This window comes from Halomicrobium mukohataei DSM 12286 (assembly GCF_000023965.1).
GTDB classification, from domain to species: domain Archaea; phylum Halobacteriota; class Halobacteria; order Halobacteriales; family Haloarculaceae; genus Halomicrobium; species Halomicrobium mukohataei.
Window position 1 is genome coordinate 2503892 of record NC_013202.1, and the last position, 15144, is coordinate 2519035.

At 67.5% G+C, this 15144-nt stretch carries 16 protein-coding genes; 13 read left to right on the plus strand and 3 right to left on the minus strand.

Annotation, left to right across the window (positions count from 1 at the left end; translation table 11 throughout):
* Window positions 1-7 precede the first annotated feature (7 nt).
* From HMUK_RS12620 to HMUK_RS12665, 11 genes are all read left to right on the plus strand, one after another.
* Window positions 8-1354 (plus strand): ribonuclease J, encoded by a 1347-nt coding sequence (locus HMUK_RS12620; protein WP_015763555.1) that lies wholly within the window; start codon window positions 8-10, stop codon window positions 1352-1354.
* Between the two features lies 1 nt (window position 1355).
* On the plus strand, window positions 1356-2390 hold the full coding sequence (idsA3, locus tag HMUK_RS12625; RefSeq protein WP_015763556.1) for a geranylfarnesyl diphosphate synthase: 1035 nt from the start codon (window positions 1356-1358) through the stop codon (window positions 2388-2390).
* 48 nt (window positions 2391-2438) lie between these two features.
* Window positions 2439-4178, plus strand: coding sequence for a glutamate--tRNA ligase (locus HMUK_RS12630; RefSeq protein ID WP_015763557.1), 1740 nt, complete (start codon window positions 2439-2441; stop codon window positions 4176-4178).
* A 40-nt stretch (window positions 4179-4218) separates the two neighbouring features.
* Entirely contained in the window at window positions 4219-4365 is a 147-nt protein-coding gene (locus tag HMUK_RS17635) for a hypothetical protein (RefSeq protein WP_015763558.1), read from the plus strand.
* 69 nt (window positions 4366-4434) lie between these two features.
* A complete protein-coding gene (locus HMUK_RS12635) occupies window positions 4435-5361 on the plus strand; it encodes an alpha/beta hydrolase (RefSeq protein WP_015763559.1) in 927 nt (308 codons plus the stop codon).
* A 53-nt stretch (window positions 5362-5414) separates the two neighbouring features.
* Entirely contained in the window at window positions 5415-5744 is a 330-nt protein-coding gene (locus HMUK_RS12640) for a 4Fe-4S dicluster domain-containing protein (RefSeq protein ID WP_015763560.1), read from the plus strand.
* Between the two features lie 241 nt (window positions 5745-5985).
* Complete coding sequence (locus tag HMUK_RS12645) at window positions 5986-6849, plus strand: electron transfer flavoprotein subunit beta/FixA family protein (RefSeq protein WP_015763561.1); 864 nt, start codon at window positions 5986-5988, stop codon at window positions 6847-6849.
* A gap of 2 nt (window positions 6850-6851) precedes the next feature.
* Window positions 6852-8534 (plus strand): electron transfer flavoprotein subunit alpha/FixB family protein, encoded by a 1683-nt coding sequence (locus HMUK_RS12650; protein WP_015763562.1) that lies wholly within the window; start codon window positions 6852-6854, stop codon window positions 8532-8534.
* Entirely contained in the window at window positions 8527-10188 is a 1662-nt protein-coding gene (locus tag HMUK_RS12655; RefSeq protein WP_015763563.1) for an FAD-dependent monooxygenase, read from the plus strand. The genes HMUK_RS12650 and HMUK_RS12655 overlap by 8 nt, the downstream gene beginning before the upstream one ends.
* Window positions 10189-10196: 8 nt before the next feature.
* Window positions 10197-10562, plus strand: a complete 366-nt coding sequence (locus tag HMUK_RS12660) for a hypothetical protein (protein ID WP_015763564.1) — start codon at window positions 10197-10199, stop codon at window positions 10560-10562.
* Window positions 10563-10653: 91 nt separating this feature from the next.
* On the plus strand, window positions 10654-11385 hold the full coding sequence (locus tag HMUK_RS12665) for a GNAT family N-acetyltransferase (RefSeq protein WP_015763565.1): 732 nt from the start codon (window positions 10654-10656) through the stop codon (window positions 11383-11385).
* On the opposite strand, the gene HMUK_RS17640 is transcribed toward HMUK_RS12665, so the two are convergent.
* From HMUK_RS17640 to tmcA, 3 genes are read right to left on the minus strand one after another with little or no spacing between them, the layout of a single operon-like run.
* Window positions 11382-11543: a hypothetical protein gene (locus HMUK_RS17640; RefSeq protein ID WP_015763566.1), complete on the minus strand. Its 162-nt coding sequence runs from the start codon at window positions 11541-11543 to the stop codon at window positions 11382-11384. The genes HMUK_RS12665 and HMUK_RS17640 overlap by 4 nt on opposite strands.
* 40 nt (window positions 11544-11583) lie before the next feature.
* On the minus strand, window positions 11584-12069 hold the full coding sequence (locus tag HMUK_RS12670) for a DUF456 domain-containing protein (RefSeq protein ID WP_015763567.1): 486 nt from the start codon (window positions 12067-12069) through the stop codon (window positions 11584-11586).
* Complete coding sequence (gene tmcA / locus HMUK_RS12675; protein ID WP_015763568.1) at window positions 12066-14300, minus strand: tRNA(Met) cytidine acetyltransferase TmcA; 2235 nt, start codon at window positions 14298-14300, stop codon at window positions 12066-12068. Before tmcA ends, HMUK_RS12670 begins: the two co-directional genes overlap by 4 nt.
* Before the next feature lie 240 nt (window positions 14301-14540).
* Here tmcA and rpl7ae point away from each other — a divergent pair, with 240 nt between their 5' ends.
* A complete protein-coding gene (gene rpl7ae, locus HMUK_RS12680) occupies window positions 14541-14903 on the plus strand; it encodes a 50S ribosomal protein L7Ae (protein WP_015763569.1) in 363 nt (120 codons plus the stop codon).
* Window positions 14904-14914: 11 nt separating this feature from the next.
* Window positions 14915-15142, plus strand: a complete 228-nt coding sequence (locus HMUK_RS12685) for a 30S ribosomal protein S28e (RefSeq protein ID WP_015763570.1) — start codon at window positions 14915-14917, stop codon at window positions 15140-15142.
* Window positions 15143-15144 lie beyond the last annotated feature (2 nt).

A 15144-nucleotide genomic window follows, 5' to 3' on the forward strand; every position in this document is an offset into this window, starting at 1 on the left:
GGTAACTATGGAAGTAGAAATCGCAACGATTGGCGGTTACGAAGAGGTTGGCCGACAGATGACGGCCGTTCGCGCGGGCGACGACATCGTCATCTTCGACATGGGCCTGAACCTCTCGAAGGTACTGATTCACGACAACGTCGAGACCGAGCGGATGCACTCGCTCGACCTCATCGACATGGGTGCGATCCCGGACGACCGCGTCATGTCCGAACTCGAAGGCGACGTGAAGGCCATCGTGCCGACACACGGCCACCTCGACCACATCGGCGCGATCTCGAAGCTCGCACACCGCTACGACGCGCCCGTCGTCGCGACGCCGTACACGATCGAGCTGGTCAAACAAGAGATCAAAGGCGAGGAGAAGTTCGGCGTCCAGAACGACCTGGTGAAGATGGAAGCCGGCGGCACGATGTCCATCGGCGACAAGAACGAACTGGAGTTCGTCAACGTCACCCACTCGGTCATCGACGCCATCAACCCCGTCCTCCACACGCCGGAAGGGTCCGTCGTCTACGGTCTCGACAAGCGGATGGACCACACGCCGGTGCTGGGCGATCCCATCGACATGAAGCGGTTCCGAGAGATCGGCCGCGAGGGCGAGGGCGTCCTCTGTTACATCGAGGACTGTACGAACGCCGGCCGGAAGGGCCGAACGCCCTCCGAGTCCGTCGCACGCCGACACCTCAAAGACGTCATGACCAGCATCGAGGACTACGACGGCGGGATCGTCGCGACGACGTTCTCCTCGCACATCGCCCGCGTGAAGTCTCTGGTCGAGTTCGCGGACGAGATCGGTCGCCAGCCGGTACTGCTCGGTCGATCGATGGAGAAGTACTCCGGGACCGCAGAGCGACTCGACTTCGTCGACTTCCCCGACGATCTGGGGATGTACGGCCACCGCAAGTCCGTCGACCGGACGTTCAAGCGGATCATGAACGACGGCAAGGAGAACTTCCTGCCGATCGTCACCGGCCACCAGGGCGAGCCACGCGCGATGCTCACCCGGATGGGTCGAGGCGAGACGCCCTACGAGCTGGAAGACGGCGACAAGGTGCTGTTCTCGGCGCGGGTCATTCCCGAGCCGTCCAACGAGGGCCAGCGCTACCAGTCCGAACAGCTCCTGAAGATGCAGGGCGCGCGCCTATACGACGACATCCACGTCTCGGGGCACCTCCGCGAGGAGGGCCACTACCAGATGCTCCAGGCTCTCCAGCCCCAGAACGTCATTCCGGGCCACCAGAGCATGTCCGGGTTCGCACCGTACGTCAGCCTCGCCGAGAGCCAGGGCTACAAGCTCGGCCGCGACCTGCACGCGACCAGTAACGGCAACCGGATCACGCTGGTCGAGTAGGATGGCTCGCCAAGAGGACGTCGAGGCGGCGATCGTCGCCCGCCGCGAGCAGGTCAACGACGCGATCGAGCGAGAACTCCCGGTCGACGAGCCCGAGGAGCTCTACGAGGCGTCACGGTATCTGATGGACGCCGGTGGGAAGCGGCTCCGTCCGACGATGTTGCTGCTGGCGGCCGAGTCGCTCGCCGACGTGGCACCGCAGTCGACGGACTACCGATCGTTCCCGACGGTCGAGGGCGACGAGATCGACGTGATGCGTGCTGCGGTCGGGATCGAAACGATTCAGTCCTTTACCCTGATCCACGACGACATCATGGACGACGATGACCTGCGTCGTGGCGTCCCTGCCGTCCATCGCGAATACGACCTCTCGACGGCGATTTTGGCCGGTGACACCCTGTTCTCGAAGGCGTTCGAATACATGCTCGACACCGGTGCGAAAGCCGAGCGGTCTGTCGCGGCGACGAAACGGCTCGCCCAGACCTGTACGGAGATCTGCGAGGGCCAGTCGTTCGACATCGACTTCGAGAGCCGCGCGGAAGTGACCACCGACGAGTACCTCGACATGGTCGAGCTGAAGACGGCGGTGCTGTACGCGGCCTCGGCGTCGATCCCGGCACAGCTGATGGGTGCCGAGGACGCCGTCGAACCGCTCTATGGCTACGGCCTCGACGTGGGCCGGGCGTTCCAGATTCAGGACGACCTGCTCGATCTGACGACGCCCTCGGAGAAGCTGGGCAAGCAGCGCGGCTCCGACCTCGTCGAGGAAAAGCAGACGATCGTCACGCTCCACGCCCGCCAGCAGGGCGTCGACATCGAGGGACTCGTCGAGACCGACTCCGTCGAGGCGGTCACCGAGAGCGAGATCGACGACGCCGTCGCCGAACTCGAAGCCGCCGGGAGCATCGAGTTCGCACGGGAGACAGCCCACGACCTGATCGCGAGCGGGAAAGACCGCCTCGAAGTGCTGCCGGACAACGAGCCACGTCAGCTACTGGCGGGGATCGCCGACTACCTCGTCGAGCGCGAGTACTGACGGGGACGCTTCCGACGTAATTTTACCCCGCCCCGCAAACGTGCGTGCATGGACGAGGATCTTCGCGATCGCGTGAAAGAAGCCGCCGAGACGGCGGCGCTGACGAACGCAGTCAAGCACGGCAGCGAGGCACAGGTCGGGGCAATCATGGGGCCGCTGATGGGCGAGCACCCGGACTTTCGCGAGTACGGCGACGAGATTCCCGGCGTGATCGCGCCGGTCATCGAGCGCGTCAACGGAATGGACGCCGACGAGCGCCGCGAGCGACTCGCCGAACTCGCCCCCGAGGTCCTCGAAGAACTGGAGAGCGAGGACGAGGACGACGAGAAGCCCCTGCCGGACCTCCCCAACGTCGACGACTACGAGCAGGTCCGCATGCGTCTCGCGCCGAACCCCAACGGCCCGTGGCACCTCGGGAGCGCCCGAATGCCAGCCGTCATCGGGACCTACGAGGAGATGTACGACGGGTGGATGCTGTGTCGCTTCGACGACACCGACCCCGAAACCAAACGCCCGGATCTGGACGCCTACGACGAGATTCTCGACGCCATCGACTACCTCGGCTTCGAGCCCGACGAGGTCATCAAGGCCAGCGACCGCGTCGAGACCTACTACGAGTACGCCAGCGAGCTGATCGAGAAGGGTGGAGCCTACACCTGCTCGTGCCCGCAGGCGGACTTTTCGGACATGAAAAACGACGGCGAGGCCTGTCCACACCGCGAGAAGGACGTCGAACAGATCCACGCCGAGTTCGAGGCGATGATCGACGGCGACTACGAGAGCGGGGAGATGGTGCTGCGGGTGAAGACCGACATCGAGCACAAGAACCCCGCGCTGCGCGACTGGGTCGCGTTCCGGATGATCGACACGCCCCACCCGCGCGAGGAGGCCAGCGACTACCGCTGCTGGCCGATGCTGGACTTCCAGAGCGGGCTCGACGACCACCTCACGGAGATCACCCACATCATCCGCGGAATCGACCTGCAGGACTCGGCCAAGCGCCAGCAGTTCCTCTACGACTACTTCGACTGGGAGTACCCCGAGGTGCTCCACTGGGGCCACGTCCAGATCGACGCCTACGACGTACCGATGTCGACCTCGACGATCATCGAGAAGATCGAGGCCGGCGAACTCACCGGCTGGGACGATCCGCGCGCGCCGACGATCGCGAGCCTCCGCCGCCGGGGCATCCGCGGTGAGGCCATCGTCGAGGCGATGACGGGGCTGGGTACCTCCACCACGAACGTCGACCTGGCGATGTCGGCGATCTACGCGAACAACCGCGAACTGATCGACGACGACGCCGACCGGGCGTTCCTCGTCCGGGACGCCGAGGAGACCGGCGGGATCGTCGAGTGTCAGGTCGTCGGCGGGCCCGACGCCGGGGAGCCACACGTCCACCCGGACCACGAGGACCGGGGCCGCCGATCGATTTCGGTCGGCGATGCCGTCGTCGTCGAGGGCAACGACCTGCCCCCGCACGGCGACCGGGTCTGGCTCAAGGGCTTCGGCTGCGTGCGCCACACTCGCGACGCCCTGGAGTATACGGGCGACGATCTCGACGTGGTGACCGAGGGCGACGTCGACGTGATCCACTGGGCACCCGCGGACGGCCCGGGTGTCCGACTGCGGACGATGGACGGGGACGTGAGCGGGATCGCGGAGCCCGGCGTGACAGACTACGAGGCCGACGACGTGGTCCAGTTCGAGCGCGTCGGCTTCGCCAGGATCGACGCAGTCGGCGAGAGCGGGGACGAGGACGTGCTGGCGTACTACGCGCATCCCTGACGGCACCACGCTTTTGTCTCGCCCGCTGTGGGGACTAGACATGGATCCGATTCCCGGCGGCGAGTGCCAGCGTAGCGACGACGAAGCGGAGTCGGACGACGGGACCTGCGACCGCTGTGGTCGCGAACTGGAGTGGACGCTCGATCCAGACGGCGTCCAGCGACGCGAGTGTCCGCACTGCGACTAGTCGGGCCGGCTCGCGGGGACGGGGCGAACTCCGACGAGCACTTGTATCGGCGGCTCGATCCTTCCGGGAGTGACGACTGACACCAGCGGGACGGTCCGTTCCGAGATCGCGTTCCACGAGACACCGGCGCGGACGCTCCGGCTCGACGTGTACGAACCCCGCGAGAGCGGGCCGCGACCGACCGTCGTCCTGTTCCACGGCGGGGCCTTCCGATCGGGCGAGAAGACCCAGCTGGCCGAACAGGCGCGTGCTCTGGCCGACGCGGGGTACGTCGTCGTGACCCCGGAGTACCGGCTCGCGGACGAGGCGACGTTCCCGGCGGCGCTGATCGACGCCAAGGCGGCGGTCGAGTGGTGTCGCGTCGAGGGTGCGGAATACGGGATCGATCCCGGGCGGCTCGCGGCGGCGGGCTACTCTGCGGGGGCGAACCTCGCGACGCTCGTCTCCGTGACGGCCGACGAGCCGGGTTTCGAGCCCGAGGTCTACCCCGGCGCGTCGTCGTCGGTCGCGGCCGCCGTCGGCTGGGCCGGCATCTACGACTTCCGAGCGTTCGACGAGGGCCACCAGAGCCACGCGGACTACCTGGGTGGGACCCGCGAAGACGTGCCCGAGGCCTACGACTTCGCGTCGCCGATGGGCCAGACGGACGTGGGAACGCCACCGACGCTGGTCGTCCACGGCGACGCCGACGAGGTCCTTCCGATCGAGCAGGCCCGGCGGTACGCCGACGCCGTCGACGCGCTGTCGACCGCGGCGTTCGTGGTGATCGAGGGCGGCGACCACGGCTTCCCGGACGACGCCTTCGACCGGACGATCGAGGAGACCGACCAGTTCCTCACGACCCAGCTTGGCGGTCAGCGCGACGACGGGCGGCCGCCGAACGACGGCCCGCTGGACGGTGGGCCGCTGGAGGATGGGGCGCTGGGCGACGGCGCGGCTGGCGAGAGTCTCGGAACCGGACAACCGACGGACGGCGACGGGACCGGTCGGCAGTAGCACACGCCGGGATCAAAGGCTTAAGTGCGTGCCAGCGGAGTATGTAGGTACCAATGGCTATCGATCCCGAGTTCGAGGAGAACCGCGACATCGCCGAGGACCACGAGGGCCACTCGGTGTGGGGGCCGGTCGAGGAACCCGAGACGCTGGGCATCCACGGAACGCACGTCGCCGTCGATTTCGACATCTGTATCGCCGACGGTGCCTGTCTGGAGGACTGTCCGGTCGACGTGTTCGAGTGGGTCGACACGCCAGACCATCCCGAGAGCGAGATCAAAGCAGATCCCGCCCACGAGGACCAGTGTATCGACTGTATGCTCTGTGTCGACGTGTGTCCCGTCGACGCCATCGACGTGGACCCGGGCCGGGCCGGCCGCATCTGACCGTCTCTTCTTCGATATAGTAGCCATTGAAAATCAATGCACACCCGATCGCACGACGGCAGTGCGATCGGTGTGTAAATTGTTTCAATTGTTACTATAGCTGCCGTTTTCTCGTCGGAACACCCCACGATCAGAGCCGACAGCGCCGTCGACACCCGCCGGAACCTATCAGACAGAAATGCAGCACAAACTACTATTACGATTCCGTGGGTGAGAACAACACACGAGGTAACAGAAACCAATGCACACGGTCGTACTGACGAAAGGCGTCCCCGACTTCCGGGAAGGTCAGGTGTCCTTCGACGAGGACGGCCATCTCGAACGGGGGAAGACGCCGACGGTGATGAATCCGAACGACAAGCACGCGCTGCGGGCCGCACTCCAGACGAAGGTCCGCAACGGCGGGACGGTGTCGCTGCTGAGCATGGGGCCGCCCGGCTACAGGGAGGTCCTGCAGGAGGGGATGGCGGACGTGTACGCCGACGACCTCTACCTGCTCTCTGATCGAGAGATGGGGGCGGCAGACACCTGGGCGACGGCGATGACCGTCGCCACCGGCATCGAGAAGCTCGACGAGACGCCGGACCTGCTCTTCGCGGGCTTCAAGACCGCCGACGGAGAGACCGGCCACACCGGTCCCCAGACGGCGTGGTGTCTCGACATGCCGACGATCACCCACGTCGTGGCGCTCGACGTCGACGAGGACGAAAGGAGCCTTCGCGCGAAGCGACTCGTCGAGGGCGACGTAAGCGAGATCGAGACCGTCGAGACCGAACTCCCCGCGTTCGTCGTCGCCGACCCGGAGTTCGAGCCCACCTACCGGAAGGCGGCCCACCGACTCCGGTGGAAGGACCTCCGGGCAGCGACCCGGGAACGGGCCGCGAACCTCGATCTTGACGAGGACGTGACCGTCTGGGATCACGAGGATCTGAACCTCGATCCGGACTACATCGGTCTGGACGGCTCGCCGACGATCGTCGCGGGCGTCGACCCGATCCCGAGAGCGCCCGCCGAGCGCGAGGCCACGCTGGTCGACGGCGTCGACGACGAGGCCGGGATGGAACTGGTCTTCGACGAACTCGACGCGTACGCGGCAGGTGACTGACCGTGCCGGAGATCGACCCCACCGAGTACGAGATCGCAGCACTCGGTCCGAAGATCAAAGACGTCGACGATCCCGACGAGATCGAGGCGATGCTGGAACTCGAAGCAGCGGGCGAGAATCGGGACCCAGTGAAGACCTTACTCGAAGATCGGCTGGAGAAGCTCACCGCCGAGGACGAAGATATCGACCCGAGCGAGGTGGATCTGACGGAACTCACCGTCGCAGACGTGGCGAACCTCGTCCGGGACATCGACGACGCCGACGTGTTGCGCGACGTGCTCGAACGCGAGCAGGCCGGGCAGGACCGCAAGACGGCAAAGAGCCGGATCGAGAGCCGAATCGAATCGATCGAGGGCAGCGAGGACGAGGACGGCGACGGTCCGGCGTACGTCCCGCCCGAGGAGAAGTACCCGGAGCTAGACCACCCGACCAGCGAGAAGCGGTGGGTCGAGGGCACCGTCGGCGGGACCTACCGCGACATGTGGGTCTACTGTGAAACCCAGCAGGGAGCACTGATCGACGTGTCTCGCGAGATGCTGGGCAAGGCCCGGCGGATGATGGACCAGTACAACGGCGAAGCGACCGGCGAGACGGACGAGGAGGCACCGACCCAGGACTACGGCGGCGACGAGGACGGCGCTCCGGAGGAGGTGGTGGCCGTCCTGATCGGCGACGGCGTGGGCGAACTGGCGGACGAGGCGATCGCTTGCGGCGCGGACCGGGTCGTCTACCACGAGGACGAGCGCCTCGGTCGCTTCCGTCACCAGCCCTACACCGAGATCTTCTGTCACATGTGCCGGGACAGTGAGTTCGCGTTCCGCGACTACCACGAGCCCCGGTACACGCTGTTCCCGGCGACGCACAACGGCCGGGACCTCTCGGCGCTCGTCCAGGGCGAACTCGACTCCGGGCTGGCCTCGGACTGCTCGGGGCTGTACATCGAGGACGCCATGATCTCCAACCCCGCCAAGACGGGGCAGGCCGGCGACAGCAAGGAGTTCGAGCGGATCCTGCACATGAAGCGGCCGGACTTCTCGGGGTTCGAGTACTCCACGATCCTCTGTATCGACAAGCCACACCGCGACTTCCACCCGCAGGGGGGCTCGGTCATCCCGGGGAGCTTCGCGGTGCCCGACCCCGATCCCGAGCGCGAGGGCGAGGTCGTCGAGCACGAGATGGAGCTGGACGAGTCGTGGTTCTCGGTCGCGGTCACGGAGTACGACCAGCTCGACGACGGCGTCGATCTGACCGGTCACGACGTGGTCGTGGCGATGGGTCGAGGGATCGGCGACGATCCGACCCGCGGGATCGAACTCGGCCTGGAGCTGGTCGACGCCTTCGAGGACGCCGCGTTCGGCCTCTCGCGTGGCGTGATCACTTCGTCGTACAGCTTCGACGGTCACGTCGAGCAGTACGTCGGCGAGGACCGACAGATCGGCGAGTCCGGTCAGGTCGTCGAGCCCGAGGTGTACGTGGCCGCGGGAATCTCCGGGGCGATCCAGCACAAGGTCGGGATGGACGAGTCGGACACGATCGTCGCAGTCAACACGGACCCCGAGGCCGACATCCGGGACTTTTCGGACTACTTCGTCGAGGGCGATCTGTTCGAGGTGCTGCCCCGACTCACTGAGGCGCTGGAGTCGGGCGAACTGGCGACGGCGATGCAGGAGGTAAGCGATGACTGAACACGAACACTACGAGGCCGTCGTGGTCGGCTGTGGCCCCGGCGGCGCAGCGACAGCGGCGACGCTCGCGAACAACGGCATCGAGACGCTCGTCCTCGAACGCGGGACCGACGCGGGCGCGAAGAACGTCTCCGGCGGGCTCGTCTACGCCGAGGAGTCCGCGCCCTACACCATCGACGACCTGTTCCCCGACTTCCGCGCGGAGGCGACCGAACGGCCGGCGACGGAGAACTACATCCACAACGTCGCTGGCGACCGCGTCGAGAGCTTCGACATCTCCTCGCTCCACCACCACGACACGGCGTGGGCCGACGCCGTACTTCGGCGGAAGATGGACTCGTGGCTCGGCGAGCGCGTCCACGAGATGACCCGCGAGACCGGCGGCGGTCTGTTGACTGACGTGCGAGTCACGGGACTGTTGCGGGATCGAGGCGAGATCGTCGGCGTCGAGACGGCCGAACTCGACCCGATCGAGGCGGATCTGGTCGTCGCCGCCGACGGCGTCAACTCGGAGCTGGCTCGCGACGCCGGGCTGATGGACTGGGAGGAGCCCGAAGAGTGGTTCCAGGGAGTCAAGGCCGTCGTCGACATGCCCCCCGAAGTCATCGACGAGCGGTTCGACATCGAGGAGGACGAGGGGGTTGCCCACCTGTTCTCGGGCGACCTGTTCGACGGCGTCCGCGGCGGCGGCTTCCTCTACACCAACGAGGACTCCCTGTCGATCGGGACCGTCTTCCACCTCGACTCTATCGCCGACGAGCGGGCCGAGCCCCACGAACTGCTCGACAACCTCCTCACGCACCCGCTGCTGGCCCAGTGGCTCGGTGACGAGTACGAGGAACGCGAGTACGCGGCCAAGCTCGTCCCCGACTCCAAGAAGGCGGCCCACCCCTCACCCCACAAGGACAGGCTCGTCCTCGTCGGCGACGCCGCCGGCCAGATGCAGGCACAGGGACCGATCATCAAGGGGATGAACCACGCCGTCACCGCTGGCGCGCTCGCGGCCGAGGCGTTCGCGACGGCCCGCTCTCGTGGCACCCCCCACGACGCGGGCGAACTGTACGAGGGGAAGCTGCACCGCGAGGGCGTGATGGACAAGCTCCGGCCGACGAGCTACAGGACGCTCGGTCGACTCGCCGAGACCGGGCCCGTGGCGTCGCTGGTCGAGGCCGTCGCGGACTCGCCGGTCGGGCGCTTCGCGGTCTCCGCGCTTGGCGAGGACGTGTTAGAACGGCTCTTTGCCTCGCCCAGACTGATGGCGGTGATGCCGGACACGCGGACCCCGTACGTGACGATTCCGACGATCATCGCCGAGGAACTCGGTGAGCAGGTCACCGACGAGAACCGCGTCCAGCCGCCGGCACTGGACGATCGGATCGGCGACCTGACCTACGACGTGGGCGATCCCCACATCGAACTGATCGACAACGGCTTCGACGCGTCGGGGACGGCGGTGACGGCCTGTCCGGTGAGCGCGGCGGACTTCGGCGGGGGCTGTTACCGCGACGAGTACGTCGAGACGAACGGCCACGAGGAACACGTCGTCAGCCTCGACACCCAGCCCTGCGTCGAGTGTGGCACCTGCGCCGTCGTCGCCGACACCCACTGGGAACACCCCGACGGTGGCAAAGGTGTCGAATATAGGGAGGGGTGAAAGCGGCGATGGGAGACGCGACGGCGTACGCGGACCGAATCGAGCGACTGGCCGACGAGGCCACAGTGGCGCGGGCGACGCTCGACCCCGACCCGCCCGACGACGAGCGAGCGATGGCGCTGCTCCGCGAGGGGCTGGGGCCGACCGTGGCCCTGTACTGTGAGGCGCGCACCGGCGAGTCGATCGCGCGGTTCACGACGGCGGAGTTCGACCGACTTCAGGGTGCTGTCGACGACTGGCTGGCGGCCTACGCGGCCTGCTACGGCGTGACAGTCGATCCCGACTACAGCGTCCGTGTGGCCGCCGAGTTACTCGTCGAGACACACGACATCCGGGACGTTGCCCAGTTGCTCACCGACGTGCCAGAACGGTAAAACGCCGCTCTCCGTCGCTCTCTGTCGCCGTACGTGGGGTTCTCTCAGAAAGTGATAAACCATTAAGTATAGTGGCGTGGTACCAACCCACATGGAACTGACAGAGCCGCTGCAGTTCGACCACGAGGACCGCGAGGACATCTACGAGTACGTCGAGCGCCACGGCTCGGTCGAGCCCGAGGAGCTGCGGCGCGCGCTGGGGATGGAGCCGCGGCCGTTCGGCCACCACGTCGCGATCCTCAAGCGCAACGGGACGCTCGAAGCGGTCGACGGAGGGTTGCGAGTCGCATACGAAGACACCGCCGAAGAGGAGTTCACGGCCGACGACGTGTCGTTCACGATCCGACAGGCCCGCCAGGAGGACCTGACCGGGCTCGTCGGCGCGATCCGTCAGGCCATCGGTGGCAAGACCTACGTCGACGCCGAGACCGTGGCGGACGTCGTCGACAGCGAGGGCGTCCTCCTGCGGCACAACGAACTCGAATCGCGGATCTTCTTCGTCGCCTGCGTGGAAGACGAGGTCGTCGGCTGGGTCCACCTCAAACACCCGGAGCTCGACAAGCTCAGCCACACCGCGGAGTTGACTCTCGGCGTCCTCGAACAGTACCGCGGCGTCGGGATCGGGAGCCACCTCCTGAAGCGCGGGCTAGAGTGGGCCGCCAAACACGGCTACGAGAAGATCTACAACTCCATTCCCTCGACGAACGAAGAGGCGATCGCGTTCCTCGACGCCCACGGCTGGGAGACCGAGGCCGTCCGAGCCGACCACTACAAGCTCGACGGCGACTACATCGACGAGGTGATGATGGCGAAGGCGCTCTAGGGCCAGCGGTCCGCTTCGCCCTCGATCGGTACCGGGACGACGCCGTCTCGCTGTGCCCACGCCCTGGCGTGGGCCGGACAGACGACGAGGTTCTCTCGCCAGGGGACGTGTAGCTCCACCGCCGCCCGCTTCTCGCAGTCGTCCTCGCCACACTGCATACGAGAGAACTGGCGACGGCAGGTGATAGTCGTTACTCGCTCACAGCGCGACGACGACCATCGTCACCAGCATCGCACCCGTCAGCACGGCCTGCATCACCGACGAGCTGAGGATGCCCAGCGTCGTCACGAGCGCGGCCTTCGCACCGGCGCGTGCGTCCTGCTGGCGGTAGTACTCGACGACGAAGACCGTCAGTGTCATCCCGAGGATCATGCCGAGCGGGCCGCCCGAGACGAAAAAGAGGACGACGCCGACGAGACTGGCGATCACGGCCGTCGCGGTCGAGGCCCCGCCGACCTTCGCCGCAACCGCGCCGCCCAGCCAGTCGATCGCCAGCGTCGCCACTCCGACCGCGAGCAGGACCGCGAGCAACAGCGCGCCCGGCTCGCTGAAGCCGCTGTGCCACCAGTAGACGAGGACGCCCGCGATGGAAAACGGCGCGCCGGGCATCTGGGGGACGACGCTCCCGACGACGCCCACGACGAGCAAGACGAAGGCGAGAGCGAGGACCAGGAGATCGATCATGTGTGGCGGTCGAGTTCCTCCGTGAGTGCATCGTCGCCGTACAGCCGTACCAATCTTTCGACGGTCCGGCCCAGCGCGCGCATACACTCGGCCGTCGAGACGAACGCCAGTTCGTCGGCGACGCGGTCCCAGCCGTGGCCCTGTAGCGCTTTCCGGACGAGGAGCCGTTCCTGATCGTCGGTGAGCGCGTCCGGCTCGGCGGGCGCGACGAGGTGGGCGAGCGCGAGTCGGCGAACCGGCTCGGGCGCGGTATCGAAGACCCCCGAACCGCCGGGGATGCCCGCGACGAGCCTGCGTTCTGGCTCCGAGAGGTCGATCTCGGGCGTCCCCTCGACCGCGCGGAGCACGGTGCGGGCCACGTCGGGATCGAGGTCGTCGAGCGGGTCCGAGAGGACGCTGGTGATCCGGTCGCGAAACCACGACGCGTGCCGATCTGCCAGGGCCGCTCCCGCCGTCGAGCAGGGCCGGAGCATGATCGCCGAGTACTCCCCGCTCCGGTCGTTGCGGGTCGTCGAACAGTGGACGGTCCGGTACCCGCTGTCTGCCCAGAAATCGACGAGTTCGGGCGTCGCACCGTACCCGACGCCGAGCCAGTCGACCGCGTCCGCGAACTCGTCGTCGATCTCGTCGAGCAGTCGCGAGCCGAGTCCGCGAGAGCGCACCGCCGGGTGTGTCGCGATCCGGAGGACGCGCTGACCGACCGGCACGCCAGCGGCCTCGTCGCGCAACTGCGTCGTCAACACGTCGGGAATCATGTTGCCACGGACCCGTCCTCCCTCGTACATCTCCGCCCGAAGCGTCGCCGGCAAGTCCCCCTCGCGAGCCAGCAGGGCGACCGAGACGACGTGTCCGTCGTGGGTGAGCGCGCGGACGCCGACGTTGGGCGCGTCGAGCAGTCGCGCGAGGTCGTCGGGCTCCGTCCGGTAGTGAGCGAGGACGAGCAGCCCGAAGACCTCCCGCAGCAGGTGTTCGTCGTCGAGCAAGCGCCGGGAACCACACCGCTCGTAGGCGGCGCTGTCGGCGGTCGCGTCGGCGACTACCTGATCGACGGCCGGCCGCGCGCCGAGCAACAGCGCACGAAAGGCCCACGACTCGACGGGATCGCCGGGCGCGTAGCGGATCGGCTCGGTCAGCTGGCGCTCGCACACCTCGAAGTCGCTGTCGGCCAGCCGCGACCGGAACCGGACCGAGAAGCCCCGTCCGGCCCCCTCGTAGCCGTGGACCGTCGTGGTGAACGCGACCGAGGGAGCGTCGAGGAACCGTTCGAGGACCCGAACCGGGAGCGCGGCGGCCTCGTCGACGATCACGAGGTCGGCCTCGTCGGTCGCCGTCGCGGCCGCCGTCGGATCGGCGTAGCGAACCCGTCCATCGGCCGTCCGCAGTTCGTGGGGCGTGTCGGGATCGTCGCGCTCCCGGAGTGCGCCCATCGTCGAGAGCACCTCGCCGGCCCGGTCGAACACCTCGCGCGCGCTCCGGTACTGGGGCGCGGTCACGAGCACGTCGAGCCCGTCTCGCGCCAGCGCGCCCGCAGCCAGGCCGGCGGCACTGGACTTGCCCCGACCTCGGTCGGCTTCGACGACGAGCGCGTTGCCCGGACGGGACAGTGGCTCGAACCCGCCCACGGCCGCGACCTGATCGTCGGTCAGACAGGCGTCGTAGGCCGCCCGCGGGAAGCCGTGGTCGTCGGGCGGCGCGGGCCGGCCTCTCGGAACGCGCGGAGCGGGGTCGGTGAGCCCCGACCGCTCGATCATCCCGCTGTCGGCGTCGACGACGGCGATACCGGGGTGTGCCCGGAGCGTCTCGACCAGTCGCGTCCGGAAGTGCCCCGCCACGTCTTCGACCGTCGCGGGCGGCACGGCGAGGCGCTCGTCGAACGAGTCGCGTCTGTCGGGCCAGTCGTCGAGCGCGGGCGCGAGCACGAGCAAGAGCCCCCCACCGTCGACGGCACCGACGGCCGCTCCGAGCGCGTTGGGCCGACAGGCCTCGTGACAGTCCAGCACGACGGCGCTGCGGGTCCGGCCCAGCAGCTCGCCAGCGTGGACCGTGTCGAGGTGCTCGCCGGGGAGACGATCGGCAGGGCCGACGACCGTGAGCGCCTCGCTGCTCACACCTGCCGCGTCGAGCGCGTCGTCCGCCGCGTCGCGGGTGGCCGGCGGCGTGCCGGTGAGAACGAGGACGCGGCGCTCGTCGACACGCTGTGCCTCCGCACGGAGCCGTGCCGCCAGTTCCATACCGACACTGTTTCGGCCGCGAGTATGGGTCTGCCGGTCCTCTCGGACGGGCCAGACGACCGAAGCGATCCCCGGCCAGCGACCGTGTGGCGGCCTGCCACGGGATTTCGGCTTCGAAACCCCTTTTAGGGCTCGTGTCGCAGTCACGGGTACAGCCTGCACCGGGTTGATGATGCTCCCAGCCTTCTCAGGACTCTCAGGCGGGGGAGCGCGAGCCCGCGTGCAGGAGGTGATCCATCAATGCCAGTATACGTAGATTTCGACGTCCCTGCAGACCTCGCAGACGACGCCCTCGAGGCGCTCGAGGTCGCGCGGGACACAGGAAGTGTCAAGAAAGGAACGAACGAGACGACCAAGGCAATCGAGCGCGGCAACGCCGCACTCGTCCTCGTCGCCGAGGACGTTCAGCCCGAGGAGATCGTCATGCACATCCCGGAACTCGCCGACGAGAAAGACGTGCCGTTCGTCTTCGTCGCCGAGCAGAGTGACCTCGGCCACGCCGCCGGCCTCCAGGTCGGCAGTGCCGCCGCGGCAGTCGTCGACGCCGGTGAGGCGGAAGACGACGTCGAGGACATTGCCAGCAAGGTCGAGGAACTTCGGTGAGGTGACCGAGGATGAGTGCTGAGGAATCCGAAGACAGTGGCTCCACGCCGGCCGAAGTCATCGAGGTCGTGGGCCGTACGGGGATGCACGGCGAGGCCATGCAGGTCAAGTGCCGCATCCGCGAGGGCTCGAACCAGGGTCGGATCATCACCCGAAACGTCCTCGGTCCCGTCCGAGAGGGCGACGTGCTCCAGCTGCGCGAGACCGCACGTGAGGCCGACCAGATCGGAGGTCAGTAACG